This window comes from Streptomyces sp. NPDC107500, assembly GCF_055582785.1.
This window is the reverse complement of sequence record NZ_JBVJPF010000003.1, coordinates 743,141-762,969: the sequence shown is the minus strand read 5'-3', so window position 1 is coordinate 762,969 and position 19,829 is coordinate 743,141. Positions and strand designations below refer to the sequence as shown.

The 19,829-nt window shown below is 73.3% G+C and carries 21 protein-coding genes; 14 read left to right on the top strand and 7 right to left on the bottom strand.

All coding sequences use genetic code 11. The features are described from left to right. The first annotated feature begins 73 nt into the window (after nucleotides 1-73). Nucleotides 74-1,243, top strand: a complete 1,170-nt coding sequence (locus ACZ67M_RS15125) for a hypothetical protein (RefSeq protein WP_361352938.1) — start codon at nucleotides 74-76, stop codon at nucleotides 1,241-1,243. An 82-nt stretch (nucleotides 1,244-1,325) separates the two neighbouring features. Here the strand turns inward: ACZ67M_RS15125 and ACZ67M_RS15120 are convergent, their stop codons facing one another. The 4 genes from ACZ67M_RS15120 to ACZ67M_RS15105 form a co-directional block, all read right to left on the bottom strand. Beyond that, nucleotides 1,326-2,699: a carbohydrate-binding protein gene (locus ACZ67M_RS15120; RefSeq protein ID WP_469851129.1), complete on the bottom strand. Its 1,374-nt coding sequence runs from the start codon at nucleotides 2,697-2,699 to the stop codon at nucleotides 1,326-1,328. Between the two features lie 145 nt (nucleotides 2,700-2,844). After that, nucleotides 2,845-3,792, bottom strand: a complete 948-nt coding sequence (locus tag ACZ67M_RS15115) for a LysR family transcriptional regulator (RefSeq protein ID WP_361352933.1) — start codon at nucleotides 3,790-3,792, stop codon at nucleotides 2,845-2,847. Nucleotides 3,793-3,882: 90 nt separating this feature from the next. Next, nucleotides 3,883-5,637, bottom strand: coding sequence for an NlpC/P60 family protein (locus tag ACZ67M_RS15110; RefSeq protein ID WP_469851127.1), 1,755 nt, complete (start codon nucleotides 5,635-5,637; stop codon nucleotides 3,883-3,885). 15 nt (nucleotides 5,638-5,652) lie between these two features. Further along, complete coding sequence (locus tag ACZ67M_RS15105; RefSeq protein WP_469851126.1) at nucleotides 5,653-6,084, bottom strand: ATP-binding protein; 432 nt, start codon at nucleotides 6,082-6,084, stop codon at nucleotides 5,653-5,655. Nucleotides 6,085-6,242: 158 nt separating this feature from the next. Between ACZ67M_RS15105 and ACZ67M_RS15100 the strand changes: the two genes are divergently transcribed. From ACZ67M_RS15100 to ACZ67M_RS15070, 7 genes are all read left to right on the top strand, one after another. Beyond that, nucleotides 6,243-7,100 carry a helix-turn-helix domain-containing protein gene (locus ACZ67M_RS15100; protein ID WP_361352927.1) on the top strand — a complete coding sequence of 286 codons (858 nt, stop codon included), beginning with the start codon at nucleotides 6,243-6,245 and terminating at the stop codon, nucleotides 7,098-7,100. Next, the gene (locus ACZ67M_RS15095) at nucleotides 7,097-7,288 is read left to right on the top strand and encodes a DUF397 domain-containing protein (protein WP_385860935.1); all 192 of its coding nucleotides are present in this window, start codon (nucleotides 7,097-7,099) and stop codon (nucleotides 7,286-7,288) included. Before ACZ67M_RS15100 ends, ACZ67M_RS15095 begins: the two co-directional genes overlap by 4 nt. A gap of 80 nt (nucleotides 7,289-7,368) precedes the next feature. Next, complete coding sequence (locus tag ACZ67M_RS15090) at nucleotides 7,369-8,079, top strand: Crp/Fnr family transcriptional regulator (protein WP_469851123.1); 711 nt, start codon at nucleotides 7,369-7,371, stop codon at nucleotides 8,077-8,079. A gap of 142 nt (nucleotides 8,080-8,221) precedes the next feature. Next, a complete protein-coding gene (locus ACZ67M_RS15085; RefSeq protein ID WP_392009887.1) occupies nucleotides 8,222-8,986 on the top strand; it encodes a hypothetical protein in 765 nt (254 codons plus the stop codon). Further along, nucleotides 8,983-11,220: a hypothetical protein gene (locus ACZ67M_RS15080; protein ID WP_469851122.1), complete on the top strand. Its 2,238-nt coding sequence runs from the start codon at nucleotides 8,983-8,985 to the stop codon at nucleotides 11,218-11,220. Before ACZ67M_RS15085 ends, ACZ67M_RS15080 begins: the two co-directional genes overlap by 4 nt. Next, entirely contained in the window at nucleotides 11,217-12,497 is a 1,281-nt protein-coding gene (locus ACZ67M_RS15075; RefSeq protein ID WP_469851120.1) for a hypothetical protein, read from the top strand. The genes ACZ67M_RS15080 and ACZ67M_RS15075 overlap by 4 nt, the downstream gene beginning before the upstream one ends. After that, nucleotides 12,490-12,999 (top strand): Pycsar system effector family protein, encoded by a 510-nt coding sequence (locus tag ACZ67M_RS15070; protein WP_392009894.1) that lies wholly within the window; start codon nucleotides 12,490-12,492, stop codon nucleotides 12,997-12,999. The genes ACZ67M_RS15075 and ACZ67M_RS15070 overlap by 8 nt, the downstream gene beginning before the upstream one ends. Nucleotides 13,000-13,003: 4 nt before the next feature. Here the strand turns inward: ACZ67M_RS15070 and ACZ67M_RS15065 are convergent, their stop codons facing one another. Further along, on the bottom strand, nucleotides 13,004-13,876 hold the full coding sequence (locus tag ACZ67M_RS15065) for a helix-turn-helix transcriptional regulator (RefSeq protein WP_469851356.1): 873 nt from the start codon (nucleotides 13,874-13,876) through the stop codon (nucleotides 13,004-13,006). Nucleotides 13,877-13,953: 77 nt separating this feature from the next. Between ACZ67M_RS15065 and ACZ67M_RS15060 the strand changes: the two genes are divergently transcribed. The 3 genes from ACZ67M_RS15060 (at nucleotide 13,954) to gdhA (ending at nucleotide 16,439) form a co-directional block, all read left to right on the top strand. Continuing rightward, entirely contained in the window at nucleotides 13,954-14,736 is a 783-nt protein-coding gene (locus tag ACZ67M_RS15060) for an SDR family oxidoreductase (RefSeq protein WP_469851118.1), read from the top strand. Nucleotide 14,737: 1 nt separating this feature from the next. Then, nucleotides 14,738-14,971 (top strand): 4-oxalocrotonate tautomerase family protein, encoded by a 234-nt coding sequence (locus tag ACZ67M_RS15055; protein ID WP_385794517.1) that lies wholly within the window; start codon nucleotides 14,738-14,740, stop codon nucleotides 14,969-14,971. A 106-nt stretch (nucleotides 14,972-15,077) separates the two neighbouring features. Then, entirely contained in the window at nucleotides 15,078-16,439 is a 1,362-nt protein-coding gene (gene gdhA / locus ACZ67M_RS15050; protein ID WP_469851116.1) for an NADP-specific glutamate dehydrogenase, read from the top strand. Nucleotides 16,440-16,469: 30 nt separating this feature from the next. Here gdhA and ACZ67M_RS15045 read toward each other — a convergent pair whose 3' ends face one another. Beyond that, nucleotides 16,470-16,829 carry a hypothetical protein gene (locus tag ACZ67M_RS15045; RefSeq protein WP_064731926.1) on the bottom strand — a complete coding sequence of 120 codons (360 nt, stop codon included), beginning with the start codon at nucleotides 16,827-16,829 and terminating at the stop codon, nucleotides 16,470-16,472. A 50-nt stretch (nucleotides 16,830-16,879) separates the two neighbouring features. Beyond that, complete coding sequence (locus ACZ67M_RS15040; RefSeq protein ID WP_361352912.1) at nucleotides 16,880-17,236, bottom strand: MerR family transcriptional regulator; 357 nt, start codon at nucleotides 17,234-17,236, stop codon at nucleotides 16,880-16,882. Nucleotides 17,237-17,700: 464 nt separating this feature from the next. Between ACZ67M_RS15040 and ACZ67M_RS15035 the strand changes: the two genes are divergently transcribed. Genes ACZ67M_RS15035 through ACZ67M_RS15025 form a run of 3 tightly spaced genes read left to right on the top strand, consistent with a single transcriptional unit; the run spans nucleotide 17,701 to nucleotide 19,821 of the window. Continuing rightward, a complete protein-coding gene (locus ACZ67M_RS15035; protein ID WP_469851114.1) occupies nucleotides 17,701-18,348 on the top strand; it encodes a hypothetical protein in 648 nt (215 codons plus the stop codon). 11 nt (nucleotides 18,349-18,359) lie between these two features. Continuing rightward, the gene (locus ACZ67M_RS15030) at nucleotides 18,360-19,325 is read left to right on the top strand and encodes an SUKH-3 domain-containing protein (protein ID WP_469851113.1); all 966 of its coding nucleotides are present in this window, start codon (nucleotides 18,360-18,362) and stop codon (nucleotides 19,323-19,325) included. Between the two features lie 16 nt (nucleotides 19,326-19,341). Then, complete coding sequence (locus ACZ67M_RS15025; RefSeq protein ID WP_469851111.1) at nucleotides 19,342-19,821, top strand: hypothetical protein; 480 nt, start codon at nucleotides 19,342-19,344, stop codon at nucleotides 19,819-19,821. Nucleotides 19,822-19,829 lie beyond the last annotated feature (8 nt).

Genomic DNA, 19,829 nt, shown 5'->3' with positions numbered 1-19,829 from the left:
CTCCCGCACGGGACGGCACGATTGATCGCCGGAAGTTCCCGCCGGCCGCCGCACCGCACCGGAAAGTGAGCCCGTGAGTACCGTCCCGCCCCCCGACCGTTCCGACGACGACCCGTCGTCCTCCCTGTCCGACGAGCAACTGGAGGCGTTCCTGCGGGAGGCCGCCGAGGGCGGTGGCACCTCCGCGCCCAAGGAGCCCTCCGCGCGCGCCCGGATGGTGGCCCGGCGGTTGCGGGAGGAGGACGAGGCGGCCCGGCGCGCGGACCCTCGTGGCGGACGGAAGGACCAGGGGCCGCCGCCCCCGCCGGGATGGCGTACCGGCCCGGCGCCCTCGGCGGGCGGCGCCCGGAAGCGGCGGGTGGGCGCGGTCGTCGGCGTGCTGGTCCTGGCGGCGCTCGCGGTCGTGGCCGTACGGCCCTCGCTGGTGCTGCCGGACGACGACGGCGGCGGCTCCGGACAGCCGCCGGCGGCCGAGACCGAGCGGCCGGCCGGCGCCCCCGGCGACCCCGCCGGCTCCGGCCGGGCCACGCCCGAGCACCCCTTCCGCGGCTCGCCCGCCGAACAGTGGGCCGAGGGTGCCGACGCCATCGAGGTACCGAAGGCGAAGGCGCTCTCCGGGATGAGCGAGGACGACGTGGCGTTCGCGCTGCGCCGCACCAAGGACCTGCTGGTCGCCGCCAACCTGGACCCCGGCGTCCTGCGCGGCGGGCAGCCGGACAAGGCGCTGGCGGTCCTCGACCCGAAGCAGCCCAAGCTGCTGCCCGACCTGCGCCGCTCGCTGCGGGAACCGGACGAGGAGCACGACCCGCTGCTGCTCTTCACCCGGTTCGACCCGGCCGAGGTCCGCCCGGCCGGCGACGTGGTCAAGGTCCGCGGCCGCATGACGCTCGCCGCCGGGGAGCCCGGGGTGGTGAAGGTCGACGCGGACTACACCTTCGTCTACCCGCTGGTGCGGACCAACGCCCCCGACGGTCCGGTGGCCCGCGTGATCGTCCGGCGCGAACTGACCCTCACGCTCAACGACCCGGCCGCCTGGGACGTGACCGAGGGCAGGCTGCTGCTGGAGAAGTACTACGCCGAGCACAACAACACCGACTGCGGCGTCGACGACGGCTACCTGCACCCCGGGTTCGCGGACGACGCCCCCGACGGCGAGCGACCCACCGGGGCCGCGGTCGACCCGTACGACACCACCGTGCCCCTCACGCCGGACGGGTCCTGCGGCCGGGTCACCCGCACCTGACGTACGAGGACGCGGCCGGGCCCGGGCGCGCTCTCCCTGCGCACACCCGGGCCCGTCCCCCCCGTTCCAGAGGGTCAGCCGCTCACACTCGCTGCCACAACGCCGGTACGTTCGACGGTTCCCAGCCCTGCTGGGCCTGGTGGCCCTGGAGGCAGCGGTAGGTGGCGCCGCCGTACGTCACGGTGTCGCCCGCCTGGTAGACGGTGCCGGCCGCCCAGGTGCCGCCGGGCTCTCCGGGCTCGCCCGGATCCTCGCCGCCACCCCCGGTCGTCTTCAGGGTGAGGCCGTAGTTCTGGAGCAGGGGGTTGATCGGCTGGAAGAACGTCGTACCGCCGCTGCCGCAGTTGCCCGAGCCACCCGAGGTGACCCCCTGCGCCTGGCTGCCGGATATGTACGAGCCGCCGGAGTCGCCGGGCTCGGCGCACACCGTGGTGCGGGTGACGCCGGTGATGGTGCCCTCGGGGTAGGTCACGCTGGTGTCGTGCTGCTGGACGGTGCCGCAGTGCCAGCCGGTGGTGGAACCGGACCGGCACACGGACGCCCCGACCGGCGCCTGCGTCGACCCGGCGACCTGCACGTTCTGACCGCCCGCCCCGTTGACGTAGGGCGTGGCCGTCCACTGGGAGTTGACGGCCACCCAGGCCATGTCGCGGCCGGGGAAGACCGACCCCTGGAAGGTGCCCTGGGCCACCCGGTTGGCGCCGCTCGTGCTCGCGCCCGCCCGGCCGCAGTGACCGGCGGTGGCGAAGCCCTGCTGGGTGCCCTTGGTGACCGGGAAGCCGATCGAGCAGCGCCCGCTGTTGTTGATGTAGTACGCCTCGCCGCCCCGCAGGTCGTACAGCGGGCGGGGCCGCTCGGCCGACTTCTCGACGCGCGCGAGCCCGGCGCCGACACCGGCCGCGTCGAGGAGGGCGCGGGCCGCGGAGGGGCGTACGGCCTGCACGGTGACCGTGTTCGTGCGTACGTCGACGTACCGGACCGGCGCGTCGGTGGTGTCCCGGTGAGCTGCCGCCCGGTCCAGCCGGGACTTGGCCGCGTCCAGGTCGGCGAGCGAGTGCCGGACGACCTCGGCCACCGCGCCCCGCGCCTCGATCAGCGCCACGTCGGCCGCGTCCGTCGTCGCCACGGTCAGCGTGCCCGACTCGGCGCCCCGCACCCAGGCGCCCGCGAAGTCGCCGCCGAGGTCGGCCCGCAGCCGGCCCGCGACGGCACCGGCCTCGGCCTCGTTCGTGAGCCGGCGCTCGGCCTGCTCCCGGTCGAGGCCGAGGTCGCGCTCCATGGCCCGGAGCAGGGCGGGCGGGGCGGCGTCGGCGCGCAGCGCCTCGGCGGCCGTGGGCGCGGCGGGGGAGGGTGCCGTCCCGGCGCTCGCGGAGCCGCTGAGCCCGGCCACGAGCAGGGCGGCCGTCGCGGCGACGGCGGCACCCACGGCTCTGGTCTGTCGGTGTCGGTGGGGCATGGGGGATCTCCTCGGTCTCGGTGGGGAGGTGCCGAAACCGTAGGGAGGGACGACCGGTGTCCATAAGACGTCGGCCGGCCCTCTCCCCGGCGTTATGGAAAGCGCCGTCCGTCGGGGAAGGCGCGGTCCGTCGGGGAAGGCGCCGTCACGGTACGCGGTGCGCCGCCATCCACTCGGTGTAGCTGTCGCTGCCCGCCGCCACGCCCGCGTGCGCCATCCGCGCCTGCGCCAGCACGGTCGCGGCGGTGTCCCGCTGCTGCGTCACCTCGTGCCAGCCCAGCAGGTGCCGCCAGGCCAGTGGGGTGCCGGTGAGCGGGCGGGTGACGATGCCGGGGGTGGTCGGGAAGGTCGCCCGGCACAGGCCGACCGCCCGGCCCACCTGCACCAGGTGGACGAGGGACGCGGTGTCGGTCTCGTACATGCGGTGCGGGGTGAACCCGGCGCGGGCGCACGAGGCGGTGAAGCAGTCGCCGAAGCAGCCGTCGCCGGGTACGCAGGCCCACTCCTCGCCCGCCAGCTCGGTCAGGTCCACCTCCGGCCGGTCGGCGAGCGGGTGGCCGCCGGGCATCATCACGAAGACCGGGTCGACGGCGACCTCCCGCCAGACCAGCCCCTCGGCACCGGGCGGGGCCGCCGATCCGCAGGTCCCGGCGAGCGCGAAGTCCAGCCGGCCGTCGGCCAGCTGCTCGGCCAGCTCCCGCTCCGACCAGGAAGTGCAGGTCGTCATCCGGGCGTCCGGCGCCACGTCGGCGAGCCGGTCCACCAAGGCGCCGAGGAGCGGCCCGTGGGTGCCGCCCAGCCGCAGGTGCCGCGCGGTCCGCGGGGCCCGCGCGAACCGGGCCGCCTCCTGTTGCAGCTCGGTCACCGCGGGCAGCACGATCCGGCTGCGCTCCAGCACCAGCTCCCCGAGCGCGGTGGCCCGCACCCCGTGCCGCCCCCGGACGAACAACGCCCCGCCCAGCGCCCGTTCGATCCGCTTCAGCTGCGCGCTCAACGCGGGCTGCGCGAGCCCGAGCGCCGTCGCCGCCCTGGTGAGGCTGCCGGCGTCGGCGATGGCCCGGACCGTCCTGAGATGCCGCAACTCCAGCTCCATAGGGGGAGCTTGCGGCGGGTGAGGGGCGGGGGCAAGGGTCTGGTACAGACCAGAATGGGTCGCCTCGCCCGCGGAGGGCGGCCGGACGCCTCAGACGCGGTGCACCGTGTGCAGCGTCCGCGCGTACGTGCCGGTGCCGTCCAGCAGCGAGGCGCCCCCGAGGTCGGACATGGTCGGCCCGTTCGCCGTCTTGCGGCTGGAGAGGAAGCGGCGCCCGCCCGCGCCGTCCTCGCCGAGGTAGATGCCGACGTGGTCCGCCGTGGCGGTCTCGGTGTCGTCCCCCGAGTCGGCGTTGAACAGGACCAGGTCGCCGGGCTGGAGCTGCTCGGCCGCCGGCGGCTTCGCACCGTCCGTCCGCGCGACGCGCACCCCGGGCGCGTGGTCGGCCATGTCCCGGGACTTGCGGGGCAGCCGGGTGCCCGAGGTGTCCTGGCCCGCCGCCAGCGGTACGCCCAGTTGGTAGCCGTAGACCATGCGGGTGTACCCCGAGCAGTCCAGGTTCCCGGCCTGCTTGGCGGACGGGCCGGTGTAGGTGCCGTCCGGGAACGTCCAGCCGCTGTGCATGTACTCGTGGAAGTCGGCGCCCTCGTAGCGGTGGCCCCGCGGATCCAGGTAGCCGTAGCCCGCCTCACCCATGACCTGCCTGCCCTCGGCCGGCCCGGCCCCGGCGACCACCGGGGACGCCCCCGCGAGGAACATGGCGGCGTACGCCAGGACGTCCGGCGCCGTCGAGCCGTACCAGCCGCGCACGACCGCCTCCAGCTCCGGTGTCCAGACCCCGTCGAACGGCTCGGGCAGCAACCGCACCCAGGAGGAGTGGGTGACGACGGGCGGCGCCGCCCAGTCCGCGGCCGTCACCTCGTACCGGCTGACGAGCAGGGTCACCGGCAGGTTGGCGCAGCCCCGGTTGGCGAGGGCGCGCAGGCCGACGCGGCCCTTGCCGAAGGTGGCGTCGGTGACGTCGAAGGCCCACCCGGAGGGCTCGGCGCCGGCCGAGGGCCAGGCCTTGGCGCGGATCCCGGTGCCCTCGCGCCGCACCCGTATCGTCCAGTCGGTACCGGCCGGCACACCGGTGGCGAGCGTCACCTCCGCCGCGAGCTGGGTGACCGTGTCGGCGACCTCCTTCTCCACCCGGAACTGCACCGCCCCGGACGTGGTGAAGGAGAGCCGGGCCCGGTAGTTGTTGTGGGTGTCCTGGTACCCGAACGACAGGGCGTACGAGCAGGCGTCACCCGTCGGCACCTTGTCGAAGCGCGCGACGGAGCGCACGTCGACGTCGGTGATCCCGTCGTCCCGCAGGGTGGCGTGACGGCTGGCGTAGTCGGTGCTGAGGGCGATGGTCCCGGCCCCCGGTCTCACCGCGTAGTCGGCGTCCACCGGTCCGAGGGTGGACCAGCTGCCGCCGCCGGGAGAGGTGCCCCAGTACGCCCGGTCGGCGGCGGGCAGCGCCGGGTCGGGCAGCGTCCGGACGAAGTCGTCCACGAACGGCTTCTTGTTCTCGGTGAACGTCCGCCGCGGACCGGGCACCAGGACGCTGCGGGCACCGTGGGTCAGCAGCGCGACGCGTCTGCCGCCGGAGGTGACCTCGGTGCGGGCGGGGGTGCCCGGCAGCACGGTGGCGGTGAGCCGGGACGCCAGGGTGAGGTGCGCGAACCAGTCGGGCCCCAGTGGCGCCGTCGTCACGGAGGAGCGGGCAGCGGTGAGGGCGGCCGGTGCGACCGCCGGGGCGGCCGCGCCCTGCCCGGCGGCTCGCGCGGGTGAGGCGCCGGCCGCGCCGGCGAGGGGGACGGTGGCGGCCGAGGCGGCGAGGAAGGTGAGCACGTTGCGGCGTGAGGTGTTGGTCATGTCGGACATGATCCTTCACGGGGTGTACTCCGTTGCCTGGCAGCTGAGTTCGGCCCACACCGTCTTCCGCGGAAAGCGCCCCTCCACGACCCCCCACCGGTGTGCCAGCGCCTCGACGAGCAGCAGGCCGCGCCCCGACTCCGCGTCCGGGGCGGGCGCCTGCGGGCAGGGGAGCCGCTCGCCCCGGGTGTCGGTGACCTCGATGCGCAGGAAGTCGCCGACGACGTAGAGCGTGAGCCGGAAGTCGCGCCCGGGGACGCGTCCGTGTTCCGCCGCGTTGGCCGCCAGCTCGGCCACGAGCTGGCGTGCGGGGTCCTGGGGCAAGCCCCAGCTCCGGAGCTGCTCGGCCGCGAGCAGACGGGCGAGACGCGCCCCGCGCGGCGTGGGGGAGAGCTGCACGCTGAAGTTGCGTACGGGCGTCGTGAGTTCGGCGGATTTCTGGTTCACGTCACTCAGCGTGGTGGTGTGTGCGTACGGTGAGAAGTGACTCAGCGGGTACGTACAGTCACTGTCCGGTGGTTGTCCACCGCTGTCGGGGCTGTCGGGGCGGGGCGCACGGGTAGGGCGCTGAGGGCAACACGGCCAGTACGACGAAGGGGCGCGGGATGACGGTCGAGACGGGCGAGCCGGACGGCACGGGCTGGGAGGTGGACCCCGACGACGAGTGGGGCGTCGCCGTCATCGCCACGGTGGGGCGCCAGCTGAAGCTCCGCCGTGAGGCGGTGGGGATGCGGGCCGCCGACTTCGGGGAGGCGGTCGGGTACGGGGAGGACCTGGTCTACAAGGTCGAGGGCGGCAAGCGGATTCCCCGGCAGGAGTACCTGGACAGGGCGGACGCGGTGCTGGACGCGGGTGGGTTGATCGCGGCGGCTTGGGAGGACGTGAAGAGGGTCCGGTATCCGAAGAGGGTGCGGGAGCTGGGGAAGTTGGAGGGGAAGGCCGTTGAGATCGGGCTGTACGAGTGCCATGTCATCCCCGGGTTGTTGCAGACCAGGGAGCACGCGCGTGCCGTGATCGGCGCCGCGCAGCCGCCGTACTCGCCCGACGACGTCGAACGCATGGTGGCTGCTCGGCTGGCCCGGCAGTCGGTGTTCGAACGCACACCCGCTCCGGCGCTCAGTTTCGTCCTGGAAGAGGGTCCGCTGCGACGACCGATCGGCGGCACAATGGTCTGGCGTGAGCAGCTCGAACGCCTGCTGGAGGTGGGCCGGTTGCACAATGTCGTGCTCCAGGTGATGCCGACAGGTTGTGACACTCATTCCGGACTGGACGGACGGATCGAGTTGCTGAAGTTCCCCGACGGCACGGCGGTGGGGCGCTCCGACGGCGCCTTCAACAGCCGGGCGCTCACTGAGCCCAGGCACCTGCGCATCCTTGAGCTGCGGTATGGCACCATCCGGGCTCAGGCGCTCTCACCGGGGGAGTCGCTGGCCTTCATCGAGCAACTGCTGGGAGAAACATGATCCGCAAGGCCGAACTGGCGTGGTTCAAGAGCAGCTACAGCGGCGGCAACGACGGCAACTCCTGCGTCGAGATCGCGAAGACCCCCGGCACGATCCACGTCCGTGACTCCAAGCACACCGACGGCCCCCGCCTCACCCTCACCCCCGACGCCTGGTCGACCTTCCTGCCGTACGCGTCGCAGAACTGAACACCCGGCCCCTCCGTTCGGCTGAAAACGAGTGACGCGGGGAATACGCTGTGTGTCGCGCGGAGCCGGTGGGGGGCCACATGGGGCTGTTCGGGGAACACCAGGCGTTCTTGGAGAAGCTGGGCGAAGCCGATCGTCAGGCGCTGTCGGCGCTCGGGCATCGGCGGGTCTACGAGCCGCAGGAGGAACTCCTCGGCGAGGGCGAGTCCGGCACGTTCGTGCTCGTCATCCTGGGCGGCTGGTGCACCGTGTGGCGGGCGACCGAGCGCGGCCGCCTCATACTGGCCCTGCGTCAGGCCGGTGAGCTGGTCGGTGAGATGGCCGCTCTGGACGGCCGCGCCCGCAGCGCCACGGTGAGCGCGTTGGACACCGTGGAGGCGCTCGCCGTCCCCGGCGATCACTTCCGGCACTTCATGGCGGCCCGGCCGTTCGTTTCCGGCCTGGTCATGGCCCAGCTCACCGAACGCCTGCGCAGCGCGGACGACCAGCGCAGTTCCCTGGCCTCGGCCACCGTCCTCGAACGGCTGGCCGCCTGCCTCGTGGAGCTGGCGGACCGCACCGGCCGCAGGGAGCACGGCGGGGTCGTCATCCGCCTTCCCCTGTCCCAGCACGAGATCGCCGCCGCGATCGGCGCGACCCGCGAGGCGGTGGCCAAGGCGCTGCGCCTGCTGCGCGAGCAGGGGCTCGTGCTCACCGGACCGAAGGTCATCACCGTCGCCGACCTGGAACCCCTGCGGCTCCTCGGCAGCGTGCCCGCCTCCACTCGCCGAGGCCGTCGACCGGCGCGGTGAGGGGTGACCCCCGGCCGGGTGTGTAAACGGCTACAGCGCGGCGCGGGGCGCGACGCCAGAGTGACGGCGGAGGGCAGACGGTGAGGGCGGACGGCCGAGGCCGGGCGAGAGGCGGGGAACGATGCCGAAGAGGCGGGAAGCGATGCGGGGCGGAGCACAGTACGGATTCATCATCAGCCTGGACACTCAGAGTTCGGGATCGACCCCGGACCCGGACCGTCCGGCGCTGCGCGAGCGGATCTACCGCGTCGCCGAGGACGCCTTCCTCAAGGCGGGCATCGGCGGCGCCCGGCTGGCCCAGGAGGACCGGGGTGACGGCATCCTCGCCGTGGTCGAGCCGCGCCGCCCCGAGGCGCTGGTGGGGGAGTGGACGGAGTACCTCCACCAGAACCTGCGCCAGGTCAACCGGGAACTGAGCCGGCCGCTGCGGCTGCGAGCCGGGCTCGGCGTGGGGCCGTTCACGCCCGACGACGACGGCTTCTCCGGCGCCGCCGTCGACCTCGCCTGCCGTATCGGCAACTGCGAGGAGGCCAAGGCGGTGCTGGCCGGCCTGTCGGACGCGCCGCTGCTGGTGGCGGTCACCGATCGGCTCCACCACGACGTCGTACGGCACGGCGGCCGGTGGATCGAGCCTGCGCACTACCGCCGGTACCGGCTCCGGCTCAAGGAGGGGGAGCAGCAGGCCTGGTTCACCGTGCCGGGCCGCGGCGCACCGCCGCCGGAACCCGGGGCCGGGGAATCCGCCCAGCCGGCCGGGCGGGACGCGCGGGCCGCCCGGGACGCCGGCTCCGGCTTCCACTTCGGGAACGTCACGGTCAGCGACTCGGCGCAGGCGTTCCAGGGCAGCTTCGGGGACATCACGATCGAACACCGCCGCGGCGGCAGCGGCTCGGGGGAGAAGCCATGACCAGCGTCGACACGGACGCCGAGCCGGCCCAGGACGGGCAGGGGCCGGTACGGGAACCGGAGGCGGAGGGCGGCCGCGCGCGCCCCGGCCGGCCGCAGCGAGCCGACGGCACCCCGCCGGCGGACGGCGAGGACGAGCTGCTGGGCGGCGATTCCGAGGCCGACCCGTCGGCCAAGGGCGGTGGCCGGGCCACCGCGGGGCCGGGCGCAGCCCACATCGCCCGGGAGACCCGGTCGGTCTACCTGCGTGACGCCAGTACCTACGTCGGCGGCACCATCGGCTCGGTCAACTTCCGCTTCGGCGAGACGGGGCGGGCGGCCCTGCTCGCGGGGCCGTTACCGGACGACGAACTGCTGCGGCTGCGCCGGCGGTTCATCCAGCCGCCGGACTACGAGGACTGCAAGCGGCAGTTGCGCGAGGACCGCCTGCTGGTGCTCTGCGGGCAGCCCGGCAGCGGCCGGATGTACACCGCCCTGTCGCTCCTGGACGACCTGGGCCGGGGCAACGTGTCCCGGCTGGACCCCGGCTCGGAACTCACCGCCCTGGACTCCGGCGACGAGGACAGCCCCATCGCCCAGGGCCACGGCTACGCCCTGGAACCCGCCGACGGCCGGCTGCCCGCCGAGTTGCACCTGGACAGACTCCGCCGCCTGCTGACCGACCGCGAGGCCTACGCCGTACTGCTGTCCGTGCCCGACCCGGGCGACCGGGGGGCGGTCCGGACACGTTACGAACGCAGGCACCGGCCGCCCGCCGAGGAAGCCGTGCTCGACGGCCACCTGGCGGCCGAGCTGGACGGCGGCCCGTCCGGAGCCCGGGAGGCGGCCCGGCGGGCGGCGCGCCGCCACGACGTGCGGGAGGCCCTGGGCCTGGAGGCGCTGCTGCCCTCCGAGGCGGCCCGGCTCGCCGGACTGGTCGCCCGGCACGTGACCGGCGGCCTGACCCAGGAGCAACTCCTCGTCGAGTGCCGCGGCTTCGCCGTCGAGCAGGTACGCACCTGGTTCGCGGGCGGCGCCGACGCGGAGACCTCGGCGCGGCTGCGGGACGCGGCTTTCCGGATCTCGCTGGCGGTGCTCGGCGGCGCCTCGGTCAACGTGGTGGCCGAGGCCGCCGAACTGCTCGCCTGGGAACTGGCGGTGACCGTCGACCCCGAGCGGACGCCCGGGCGGTCCGTGCTCGGCGACGGTCTTCAGGCCCGGCTCGCCTCGGCCCGCGCCACGACCGAGACCCGCAGGCAGCCGCTGGTCGCGGGGGCGCTCATCCCCGTGCGAACCATGCGGTTTCGGGGCACCGCGCTGGCGCCCGCCGTCCTGGCCCATCTGTGGGAGCACCACCACAACATGCGCGCACCGGTGCTGCGCTGGCTGGACTCCCTCTGCCAGGACCGACGCGAGGAGGTGGGGATCAGGGCGGCGGTGGCGGCGGGCGAGCTGTGCCGGCTGGACTGCGCCCACACCCTGGGGGAGCTGCTCGTCCCGATGGCCGAGGCCGACCAGGCCCGCCGCGGCCTGTTCGTGGCGACCGCCCTGCAGGGCGTACTGGAGGACGCGAACGTCGGGGCCGCGCTGCGCTCACTCGTCGAGACGTGGAGCCACAGCGACCGGACCAACCTCCGCTGGACCGCCGCGGTCGTGCTCAGCCGGGGTACCGCGGCCCGGACCGTGGGGGAGGCACTCGGCGCGCTCGGCCGGATCGGCACCTGGAAGGACGGCCGGATGCGGTCCGTCGCCGCGGAGAGCGTGGCCCACCTGGCGGGCTTCACCACCGACCGCGAGCCGCTGGTCAGGATCAGGGCGTGGCTCAACGACAGCAGACGGCAGCACCAGAACCTCGGCCTGGCCGGCACGCTGTTCCTGGCCGACCTGACGGTGGACAACGTCTGGAACCCGGCGGAGGAACTCGGCGGCCGCGAGCGGTGGCCGCTGGCCCTGGCGATCTGCGCGACCCGCCCCGAGCTGGCCCCCGAGGTCGCCGGGCTGCTGTGGACGGCGCTCAACACCAGCCGCTCGTACCGGCCCGCGCTCGACATCCTGACCAGGTGGCTGCGCACCTGCCGCGGCACGGAGTGGGAGCGCGAGGTCCTGCGCTTCCTGCCGCTGCTCACGCTCAAGGAGGACGACCGGCAGCGCACGCTGTCGCTGATCGCGGAGCTGTCCCAGGACCCCGACGAACCATGGGAACAGGACTACGTCCACCGCCTGTCGCAGGCGGTCCAGGCGGGAGGAACCCGATGAGCCAGAACACCAGCCCACAGGGGGCGTCGAACACCCACGGCGCAGCCGACGCGGCGCTCCCGGACGATCTGCGCGGCCCCTTCCTGGACGAGATCTTCCCCGAAGGCCCGTACAAGCACCGCGGACAGCAGCGTGCCGCCGTCGTGTACTACCGCAACGGCGGCCACAGCGTCGTCACCGCGCAGGGCGCGCTCCACGTCGACCGGCCGCGGCTCAGCCGGCAGCCCACGTCGGTCTGCCTGATCGCCCGGGGGCAGTACCAGGCCTCCTTCGAGATGGAACTGCCCAGCTACGACAACCGGGGCGACTTCCGGTGCGCGGTGGACGTCCACTGGGAGGTCGCGGACTTCGCCCTCGCGGCCGAGAAGCGGGTGCGGGACGTCGAGAAGATGCTGTGCGCCCCGCTCCTGGCGAGACTGCGGGTGCTCACCCGGCGCTACGGGCTCGAAGCCGCCCAGGCGGCCGACGAGGCGATCCAGGCCGAGCTGGCGGGCGGGGCCTGGGAGTCCTTCGGGGCCGAACTCGGCCTGAGCACCGTGGTCTACGTGCGCATCGACCTGGGCCAGGCCGCCCGGGACCACCGAAAGAGGCTGCTGGACGTGGAGCACACCTCGGGGGTGCGGTCGGCGCAGGACGACGCGGACGCGGCCCGGGTCCGGGCCAACCTGTCCACGGCGCGCGAGCTGATCGAAGCCGGGAAGACCGATCAGTACGCCCTCCTGCTCGCGCGCGACCCGTCGCAGGCCCCGAAGATCCTGCGCGAACTCCAGGAGGAGGTGCGGCAGGAGCGGGAGGGTGCGCTGGCCTTCCTGTCCCGGCTGATCGAGCACGACATGGTGCAGCGGCACCAGATCGAGGGGCCCGTGGTGCAGCAGCTCCTCGACTTCGCCAGGATGAACGGAGGCGGCGCGCTGTTCGACCAGGGTCTGCCGCAGCCCCCGGCCCAGCTGCCGGCGCAGTCCGCGCCCGCGCTTCCGGCGCCGCCCGCCCCGGTCGTACAGCCGCCCACGGTGCAGTGGACGGCCGCCACGGCCCGGAACCCTGTGGCGTCCCCCGCACCGCCGCAACCGCCCACGCCTACTCTGCCGAACGGCCTGTCCGTCCCGCCCGTACCGCCGGCACCGCCCGCGGCGCCCCAGCCGCCGCCTTCACCCACCCAGCCGCCGCCTTCACCCACCCAGCCCGCGACCGCCGACGGGAAGATCAACTACGTTCGACAGGGGCGGCGCCGCCCCAAGCCGCGACCGGGTGGCCCGGGTGGCGGCCACGATGCCTGACCCGGCCGCGGCCACGCGGGAACCGGCCGACCTCTACGTGGCCGAACGGCTGCTCGCCCACGCCCGTGAGGATCTCGCCCGCGCCGACAGTAAGGCCGCGGTGCTGCTGTCGGGAGCCGCCTTCGCGCTCCCGGCGCTGCTGCTCGGCGGGGCGTGGCAGCCCGCCCCGCCGGTCACCGGGGCTCCCTGGGCCCTACTGGTCTCCGGCGGTCTGCTGTGGGCCGTCGGCACGGCACTGCTGGTCCGTGTCGTCCTGCCGCGCACCGGAACGTCCCGTACCGGCCCCGGCATGACCTTCTTCGCCGACGCCCTCGCACCGCCCGACGTCGGCGGGATCGTTCAGGCTGTCCGCGCCGCGGCCGAAGACCGGGTGTCGTGGCTGGCGGTGCAACTGGTCGACATCAGCCGCATCCTCGTCGCGAAGTACCGCTGCCTGCGGGTGGGCACCTGCTGCCTGGTGACGGGCCTGGCCCTGGGCGGCACCGGGGCGCTGCTCCGCTGAGGGCTCAGCCGGGCATCGTCTCGACGATCGCCTGCGTGCCCACCACCGCCAGCAGCTCCAGCAGCCCCGCGCTCTCCGTCCCCACCGCCGGGGTGAACCAGAGCAGCCGCTGACGCCCGTCCTCGCTGAACAGGTTGAGGCAGTTGACCTCGATCAGGCCCAGCGTGGCGTGGTGGAGCCGTTTGCGGTCGTCGCGCCGGAAGGCGACGTCGTGGTCGGCCCACAGCGCGGCGAACTCGGGTGAGACGCCGAGCAGCGTACGGATCATGGAGCCGGCCTCCGGATCCCGCGCGTCCCTGCGCGCGGCGGCGGCCCGCAGGTCGGCGACGAAGGCGCGGGACTGGCTCTCGTGGTCGGCCTCGGGATACAGCTCCCGCGCCGCCGGCTCGGTGAACCAGCGGTGCACGAAGCTGGCCCTCGGCCCCCGCAGCCCCGACTGGTCCCCGAGCAGCGCCACGGCCAGCGGATTCTGTACGAGGGTGACGTGCAGGTCGGTGATCACCTGGGCCGGGGTCGAGGTCATCCGGCCGAGCAGGTCGAGCATGCCGGGGTGGACGTGCGAGGCGGCCCCGCCCTGCACGGGCACCGGCCGGTCGGCGAGCCGGTAGAGGTAGTCCCGCTCGTCGGCGGAGAGCCGCAGCGCCCGCGCCAGCGCGGCGATCATCTGCTCCGACGGCTGCGACCCGGCACCCCGCTCCAGCTCGTTGTAGTAGTCCACCGACGCCCCGGCGAGCTGGGCGACCTCCTCGCGGCGCAGTCCGGGGACCCGTCGGCGCGGCCCCGAGGGCAGCCCCACGTCGGCCGGCCGGATGCGCTCACGCCGGGAGCGGAGGAAGGCTCCCAGCTCGGTGTACTTCACAGCGCCCATGCACCCCATTCTGCGCCCGGCCGGGTCGGCCACCCAGGGGATGACATCCCCTGGTTGCGTGGGCCGGGGCGGCGCAGGGTGAAGACATGACCGACATGACACCGAGCACACAGCCCGCCCAGCACGACCCCGCCGCCCCCGGCCCCCGGGTCGCCGTCGTCACCGGCGGCTCGCGCGGCATCGGCCGGGCCGTCTCCCGGAAGCTCGCCCGGGACGGCCTGGCGGTCGTCGTGAACTACGCGCGTGACGCGGCGTCCGCCGAGGAGACGGTCGCGGCGATCACCGGGGCCGGCGGCCGGGCGGTCGCCGTACAGGCCGACGTGGCGGACGAGAAGGAGGTCGCCGCGCTGTTCGACCGGGCGGAGCGGGAGTACGGCGGGGTGGACGTGGTGGTGAACGCCGCCGGGCGGATGACCCTGTCGACCGTCGCCGACCTGGACCTGGCGGCCCTCGACGCCATGCACCGCACCAACATCCGCGGCACCTTCGTCGTCGCCCAGCAGGCCGCCCGGCGGCTGCGCGCGGGCGGCTCGCTGGTGACCTTCTCGACCTCCGTGGTCGGCACGCGGTTCCCCGAGTACGGGGCGTACGTGGCGAGCAAGGCGGCGGTGGAGGGGATGACGCTGATCCTGGCGCGGGAGCTGCGCGGCCGGGACGTCACCGTGAACACGGTCGCGCCCGGCCCGACGGCGACCGACCTCTTCCTGGACGGCAAGACCCCCGAGCAGATCGACCGCCTCGCGAAGGTCCCCCCGCTGGAGCGGCTGGGCAGCCCCGAGGACATCGCCGAGGTGGTCGCCTTCCTGGGCAGCCCGGCGGGCCACTGGGTGAACGGCCAGGTCCTGCGCGCCAACGGAGGGCTGGTCTGAGATGCCCTTCGCCGAGTTCAAGGTCCCCGCGGGCACCCTCACCGCGGCCGACAAGAAGAAGCTGATCGAGCGCACCACGGACCTCTACGCGGAGATATACGGGGAACGCGCCCGCCCCACCACCGTCGTCCTCGTCGAGGAGGTCCCGGACGGCGGCTGGGGCGTCGCCGGGAACGTCCTCACGGCGGCGATGCTGGGCACGCGCACGGACGATGGGGGCGGCGGCGGGGCGTGAGGGCCGGGGAGGGCTTCGTCTCATACCGTGGCCGGGTGCTGGTCAGGACGTTTACCTGCACGTAACACTGACCCGGAACGGTGCCACCGATACCAGAGAGGTCCACGTGACGACGACGCGACCCGACACGAAGACCACGCTTGCCCGTCTCCTCACCGAGATCGAGCACCGCAACCCGGCTCAGCCCGAGTTCCACCAGGCGGCCCGCGAGGTGCTGGAGACACTCGCGCCGGTACTCGAGGCACGCCCCGAGTACGCCGAGCCGGGCCTGGTGGAGCGGCTGGTGGAGCCGGAGCGGCAGGTCGTCTTCCGGGTCCCGTGGCAGGACGACAGGGGCCGGGTGCACGTGAACCGGGGCTTCCGCGTCGAGTTCAACAGCGCGCTGGGCCCGTACAAGGGCGGCCTGCGCTTCCACCCCTCGGTGAACCTGGGCGTCATCAAGTTCCTGGGCTTCGAGCAGATCTTCAAGAACGCCCTGACCGGCCTGGGCATCGGCGGTGGCAAGGGCGGCAGCGACTTCGACCCGCGCGGGCGCAGCGACGCGGAGGTCATGCGCTTCTGCCAGTCGTTCATGACCGAGCTGTACCGGCACATCGGCGAGCACACCGACGTGCCGGCGGGTGACATCGGCGTGGGCGGCCGCGAGATCGGCTACCTCTTCGGCCAGTACCGCCGCATCACCAACCGCTGGGAGGCCGGCGTCCTCACCGGCAAGGGCGCGGGCTGGGGCGGCTCCCTGATCCGCCCGGAGGCGACCGGCTACGGCAACGTCCTCTTCGCGGCGGCGATGCTGCGCGAGCGCGGCGAGGACCTGGAGGGCCAGACGACCGTGGTGTCCGGCTCGGGCAACGTCGCGATCTACACCATCGAGAAGCTGACCGCCCTGGGCGCGAACCCGGTCACCTGCTCGGACTCCTCCGGCTACGTGGTCGACGAGAAGGGCATCGACGTGGACCTGCTCAAGCAGGTCAAGGAGGTCGAACGCGGCCGCGTCGACACGTACGCCGCACGCCGCGGCGCCTCCGCCCGCTTCGTCCCCGGCGGCAGTGTCTGGGAGGTCCCGGCGGACGTCGCCCTCCCGTCGGCCACGCAGAACGAACTCGACGCCGAGGCCGCGACGGCTCTGATCCGCAACGGCGTGAAGGCGGTCTCCGAGGGCGCCAACATGCCGACCACCCCCGACGCCGTCCACCTCCTTCAGCAGGCCGGCGTCGCCTTCGGCCCCGGCAAGGCGGCCAACGCGGGCGGCGTCGCGGTCAGCGCCCTGGAGATGGCCCAGAACCACGCCCGCACGTCGTGGCCGGCGGCCCGCGTCGAGGACGAACTCGCGGCCATCATGACCAACATCCACACCACCTGCCACGAAACCGCCGCCCGCTACGGAACCCCGGGCGACTACGTCGCGGGCGCCAACATCGCGGGCTTCGAGAGGGTGGCGGACGCGATGCTGGCGCAGGGCGTCGTCTGAGGGGGTCACCCCCCGCCGGGCGCGGGGGGTTCAGTGGTCGGAGTAGCTGAAGTCACCCACGGTCCAGGCGCTGACGTCCTCGATCGCCACGCGGTACATACCGCCCGTCTCCGGGATTCCCATGGTGCCCTGGAGGATCCGGGCGACATGGAAGTGCAGGTGCGTGGGTGGCCCGGCCTTCTCCGCGTGACCGTCGAAGACGGCGGAGAAGTCGCCCAGGTCGGCTGAGTCCGTCAGTACTTCCGACACCCGCCGCCTCCAGACCCTCTCGGGGGCCAGGCGACCGGTGATGACAGCGCCGTGGGTGACCACGGTCAGGGACATCCGGCTGCTCTGCCCGGACTCCACCAGGGCGGCGACGTCCATGAGCAGCTCGTCAGGCTTCGGCATGAGCACGGATTTTATCCATGGGACCGCCGGGGGCGCACCGCTCGGTGGGATTACCGGGCGGTACGGGCACTTCCCGCCGAGTTCCCGGAGGTCTCGGCGCCGCCCCGCCGCAGCTCGGCGTTGATGCGCTGGGCCTCTTCGAGCTGGTCCTCCAGGATGATGATGCGGCAGGCCGCCTCGATGGCGGTTCCCTGGTCGACCATCTCGCGGGCGCGGGCGGCGATACGCAGCTGGTAGCGGGAGTAGCGGCGATGGCCGCCCTCGGAGCGCAGGGGCGTGATCAGCCTCGCCTCGCCGAGGGCCCGCAGGAAGGCGGGCGTGGTGCCGAGCATCTCGGCCGCGCGGCCCATGGTGTACGCGGGGTAGTCGTCGTCGTCGATGGGGTCGAGCGATCTGTCTGCGGTCATCTGCACCTCTGCTGACGGTTCGGGGGCCTGCGTAAACGGTCGAGGGGCCCTGGTGCCGTACGGCACCAGGGCCCCGAGGGATTTGTAACACCACCTGCCGGCTGGCTACTTCACTGCCGGCCTTCTGCTTCCGTCCCGGGCCCCGTCGAGGGGCGGGCGGATGAGGGATCGCGGATGCGTGACCGTGGGACCACCTTCCGTTCCGGGGCCTGCGGTACCCGGTGAGAACGTTCTCGGCCGGGCGATCCTGATGGCGTCCTCCTCCTTCTCTCCCTGACTTCTTGGCTACAGCAGAAGATTAACCACGGAAGCCGCCGAATGTCTACAGCGGCCACGATAGATTTTCCCCCAAACGGGTGAGCGATTATCTGCCGCAAGCGCCCCCACGGCCCTGTCGGCCGCTCGAACGGTGGGACGATGACGGCACGGATCATCGAACGACGCACGGGGAGGCCGGTCACGTCATGGCCCGTTACACGGAGGCACTGACCGTCGAGCGAGGCGGGTTCCGGATCAAGGTGCCGGAGTCCTGGTGGGAGTTCGACGTCCGCCCGGAGTCCCGGGACGACTCGATCCGCCACATGGTCGACGACCGCGTCCGGCAGTACCCGGAGCTGGCCCCGTCCCGCTCCGCGTACATCACCTTCCTCCAGAAGGCGGCCTCGGACGCGTGGAAGTCGGGCGCCCTGTACTGCGGCTGCATGGCGGAGAGCTTCGGCGGCGACACCCCGATCACGGGCTCGGTGACGGTGTCGCTGATCGGCGGCCGCACGTCCTCCGGCGACCCCCTCCCCAACGACCCGGCCGCCATAGCGGGCCAGTTGGCGGTCAAGGAGCCCAGGAAGCCCGGCGACTCCTGGCGCAAGGTCACCACGGTCGACATCCCCGGCGTCGGCCCCGCCGCCCGCACCCAGGGCATCGAGGACATCCCGGTCCCGGACGACGCCCTGAACCGCACGGTCCGCGCCGTCCTGATGCAGACCTACATCCCGGTCCCGGGCCAGGAGGGCAAGGTCGCCCTGGTCGCGGGCAGCAGCCAGGTCCTCGACCTGGCGGACTCCTTCTTCGACATCTTCGACGCGATCACTTCTTCGTTCCGGTTCACGGCCTGACCCCTCACCCCATGAGACGGCGATGGTCGACGCGCACGGAGACCGTGCTGCGCAGAGCGGGCTGGCGACCGGACCGCGCGGTCCCGACGGCCACGTGGGAGTCGATCCTGAGCGAGCGGGGCGGGTTCGCACCCCACGAAGCCGCGCGCCGGTTCCTCGCCGAGTTCGGCGGCCTGGTGACGCACGGCTGGCCGGCCGACACGATCGCCACCTCGTCGGCCATCCGCTTCGACCCTTTGACAGCCGAGTGGCAGGACGAACGTTTCGCGAGGGCGAGCCGCGAAGCGGGCGCGGACCTCTACCCCGTGGGCACAGCGGACGAAGGCGCCACACTCCTGGGCCTCGGCCAGGACGGGTCACTCCACCTGCTGCGCGACCAGGCGGAGTTCCTCTCCATGACCCCGGACCAGGCTCTGGACCGCCTGGTGGACATGCAGGCCACCGCGTCCGCGCTCTGGAAACCGAACGGAGGAGCAGCGGACGACCACGCCTTCTGGCGGCGCGTGGACACGGTGGACCCCGCCCCGGACACCACATCGCCCCGCTGGCCGGCGGAGACGGACCGGGTGCTGCGGGCGGCCGGCTGGTCTCCCGGCAGAGCCGTCCCCACGGACACCTGGGAGAGCATCCTGCTGGAGATCGGCGGCTTCGAACTCCACGACGCCGCCCGCCGCTTCCTGGCGGAATTCGGCGCACTGCGAGTCCCGCACCGCGAGCCATGGGCCGAGATGCCGTGGAGGGAGTTCTCCCTGGACCCCTTGCTGGCCTTCTGGGACACGGAGATCATCGAGGACCTGTCCGACCGGGCGGGTGTGGCCCTCTACCCCATCGGCATGCGCGCCCGCCGCAACTCGCACCTGACCATGGCGGAGGACGGCACGGTGTACGAGGGCATGGACGACGTCTGGCTGCTGGCCTCCACCCCGGACAAGGCAATGGAGCAGATCACCAAGAGAATTCGCTCTGGGCCCCGCTGAAAGGACGCGGACGGTTGTGACAGCCGAACTGAACTGGGACTCTGGCGAGGGCCTACTCGGTATCGACGACCCCGCTGCTTGGGACGCGGCCTACGAACGTGGAGAGCGCCACCTGGGAACCGCTGTGATCGGGTTGGCCTTCAACTGTCCGCTGGAGGAGGCGTCGCCTCGGATCGTCCGGGCGATGCGTTTGCCGGACGCTGCCCAGCGCGGCTTCGCCTACACGGCAGCGGGCACCGCGGCCCGCCTCAACGGCGAGTTGACGCCAGAGTTGTACGCCGCTCTGCGGGCGGCGGGCCCTGGCCGAAGAAGTATCGCCGTGAACGCCGTCGCCGACACCATGACCTTTGTGCCGTTCCGGCAACTGCCATTGTGGCTGAAGGGTTGGACGATCGTGTCACGCGTACTGGACAAGCTGGAGACCTGGCGGCTGGAGGCGTCGTACGCGCTCATCGACGCACGTGAAGTCCTGCGCCGACGCCGGTCCAGGCGCTGAAGGCAGCA

Excerpts from the sequence above, each read along its gene's own strand:
- ACZ67M_RS15100 (WP_361352927.1), top strand. The coding sequence starts at position 6,243 with ATGACGGTCGAGACGGGCGAGCCGGACGGCACGGGCTGGGAGGTGGAC.
- ACZ67M_RS15115 (WP_361352933.1), bottom strand. The coding sequence starts at position 3,792 with ATGGAGCTGGAGTTGCGGCATCTCAGGACGGTCCGGGCCATCGCCGAC.
- ACZ67M_RS15030 (WP_469851113.1), top strand. The coding sequence starts at position 18,360 with ATGAGACGGCGATGGTCGACGCGCACGGAGACCGTGCTGCGCAGAGCG.
- ACZ67M_RS15060 (WP_469851118.1), top strand. The coding sequence starts at position 13,954 with ATGACCGACATGACACCGAGCACACAGCCCGCCCAGCACGACCCCGCC.
- ACZ67M_RS15095 (WP_385860935.1), top strand. The coding sequence starts at position 7,097 with ATGATCCGCAAGGCCGAACTGGCGTGGTTCAAGAGCAGCTACAGCGGC.
- ACZ67M_RS15065 (WP_469851356.1), bottom strand. The coding sequence starts at position 13,876 with ATGGGGTGCATGGGCGCTGTGAAGTACACCGAGCTGGGAGCCTTCCTC.
- ACZ67M_RS15070 (WP_392009894.1), top strand. The coding sequence starts at position 12,490 with ATGCCTGACCCGGCCGCGGCCACGCGGGAACCGGCCGACCTCTACGTG.
- ACZ67M_RS15075 (WP_469851120.1), top strand. The coding sequence starts at position 11,217 with ATGAGCCAGAACACCAGCCCACAGGGGGCGTCGAACACCCACGGCGCA.
- ACZ67M_RS15035 (WP_469851114.1), top strand. The coding sequence starts at position 17,701 with ATGGCCCGTTACACGGAGGCACTGACCGTCGAGCGAGGCGGGTTCCGG.
- ACZ67M_RS15120 (WP_469851129.1), bottom strand. The coding sequence starts at position 2,699 with ATGCCCCACCGACACCGACAGACCAGAGCCGTGGGTGCCGCCGTCGCC.
- ACZ67M_RS15090 (WP_469851123.1), top strand. The coding sequence starts at position 7,369 with ATGGGGCTGTTCGGGGAACACCAGGCGTTCTTGGAGAAGCTGGGCGAA.
- ACZ67M_RS15110 (WP_469851127.1), bottom strand. The coding sequence starts at position 5,637 with ATGACCAACACCTCACGCCGCAACGTGCTCACCTTCCTCGCCGCCTCG.
- ACZ67M_RS15045 (WP_064731926.1), bottom strand. The coding sequence starts at position 16,829 with ATGCCGAAGCCTGACGAGCTGCTCATGGACGTCGCCGCCCTGGTGGAG.
- ACZ67M_RS15055 (WP_385794517.1), top strand. The coding sequence starts at position 14,738 with ATGCCCTTCGCCGAGTTCAAGGTCCCCGCGGGCACCCTCACCGCGGCC.
- ACZ67M_RS15085 (WP_392009887.1), top strand. The coding sequence starts at position 8,222 with ATGCGGGGCGGAGCACAGTACGGATTCATCATCAGCCTGGACACTCAG.
- ACZ67M_RS15080 (WP_469851122.1), top strand. The coding sequence starts at position 8,983 with ATGACCAGCGTCGACACGGACGCCGAGCCGGCCCAGGACGGGCAGGGG.
- ACZ67M_RS15040 (WP_361352912.1), bottom strand. The coding sequence starts at position 17,236 with ATGACCGCAGACAGATCGCTCGACCCCATCGACGACGACGACTACCCC.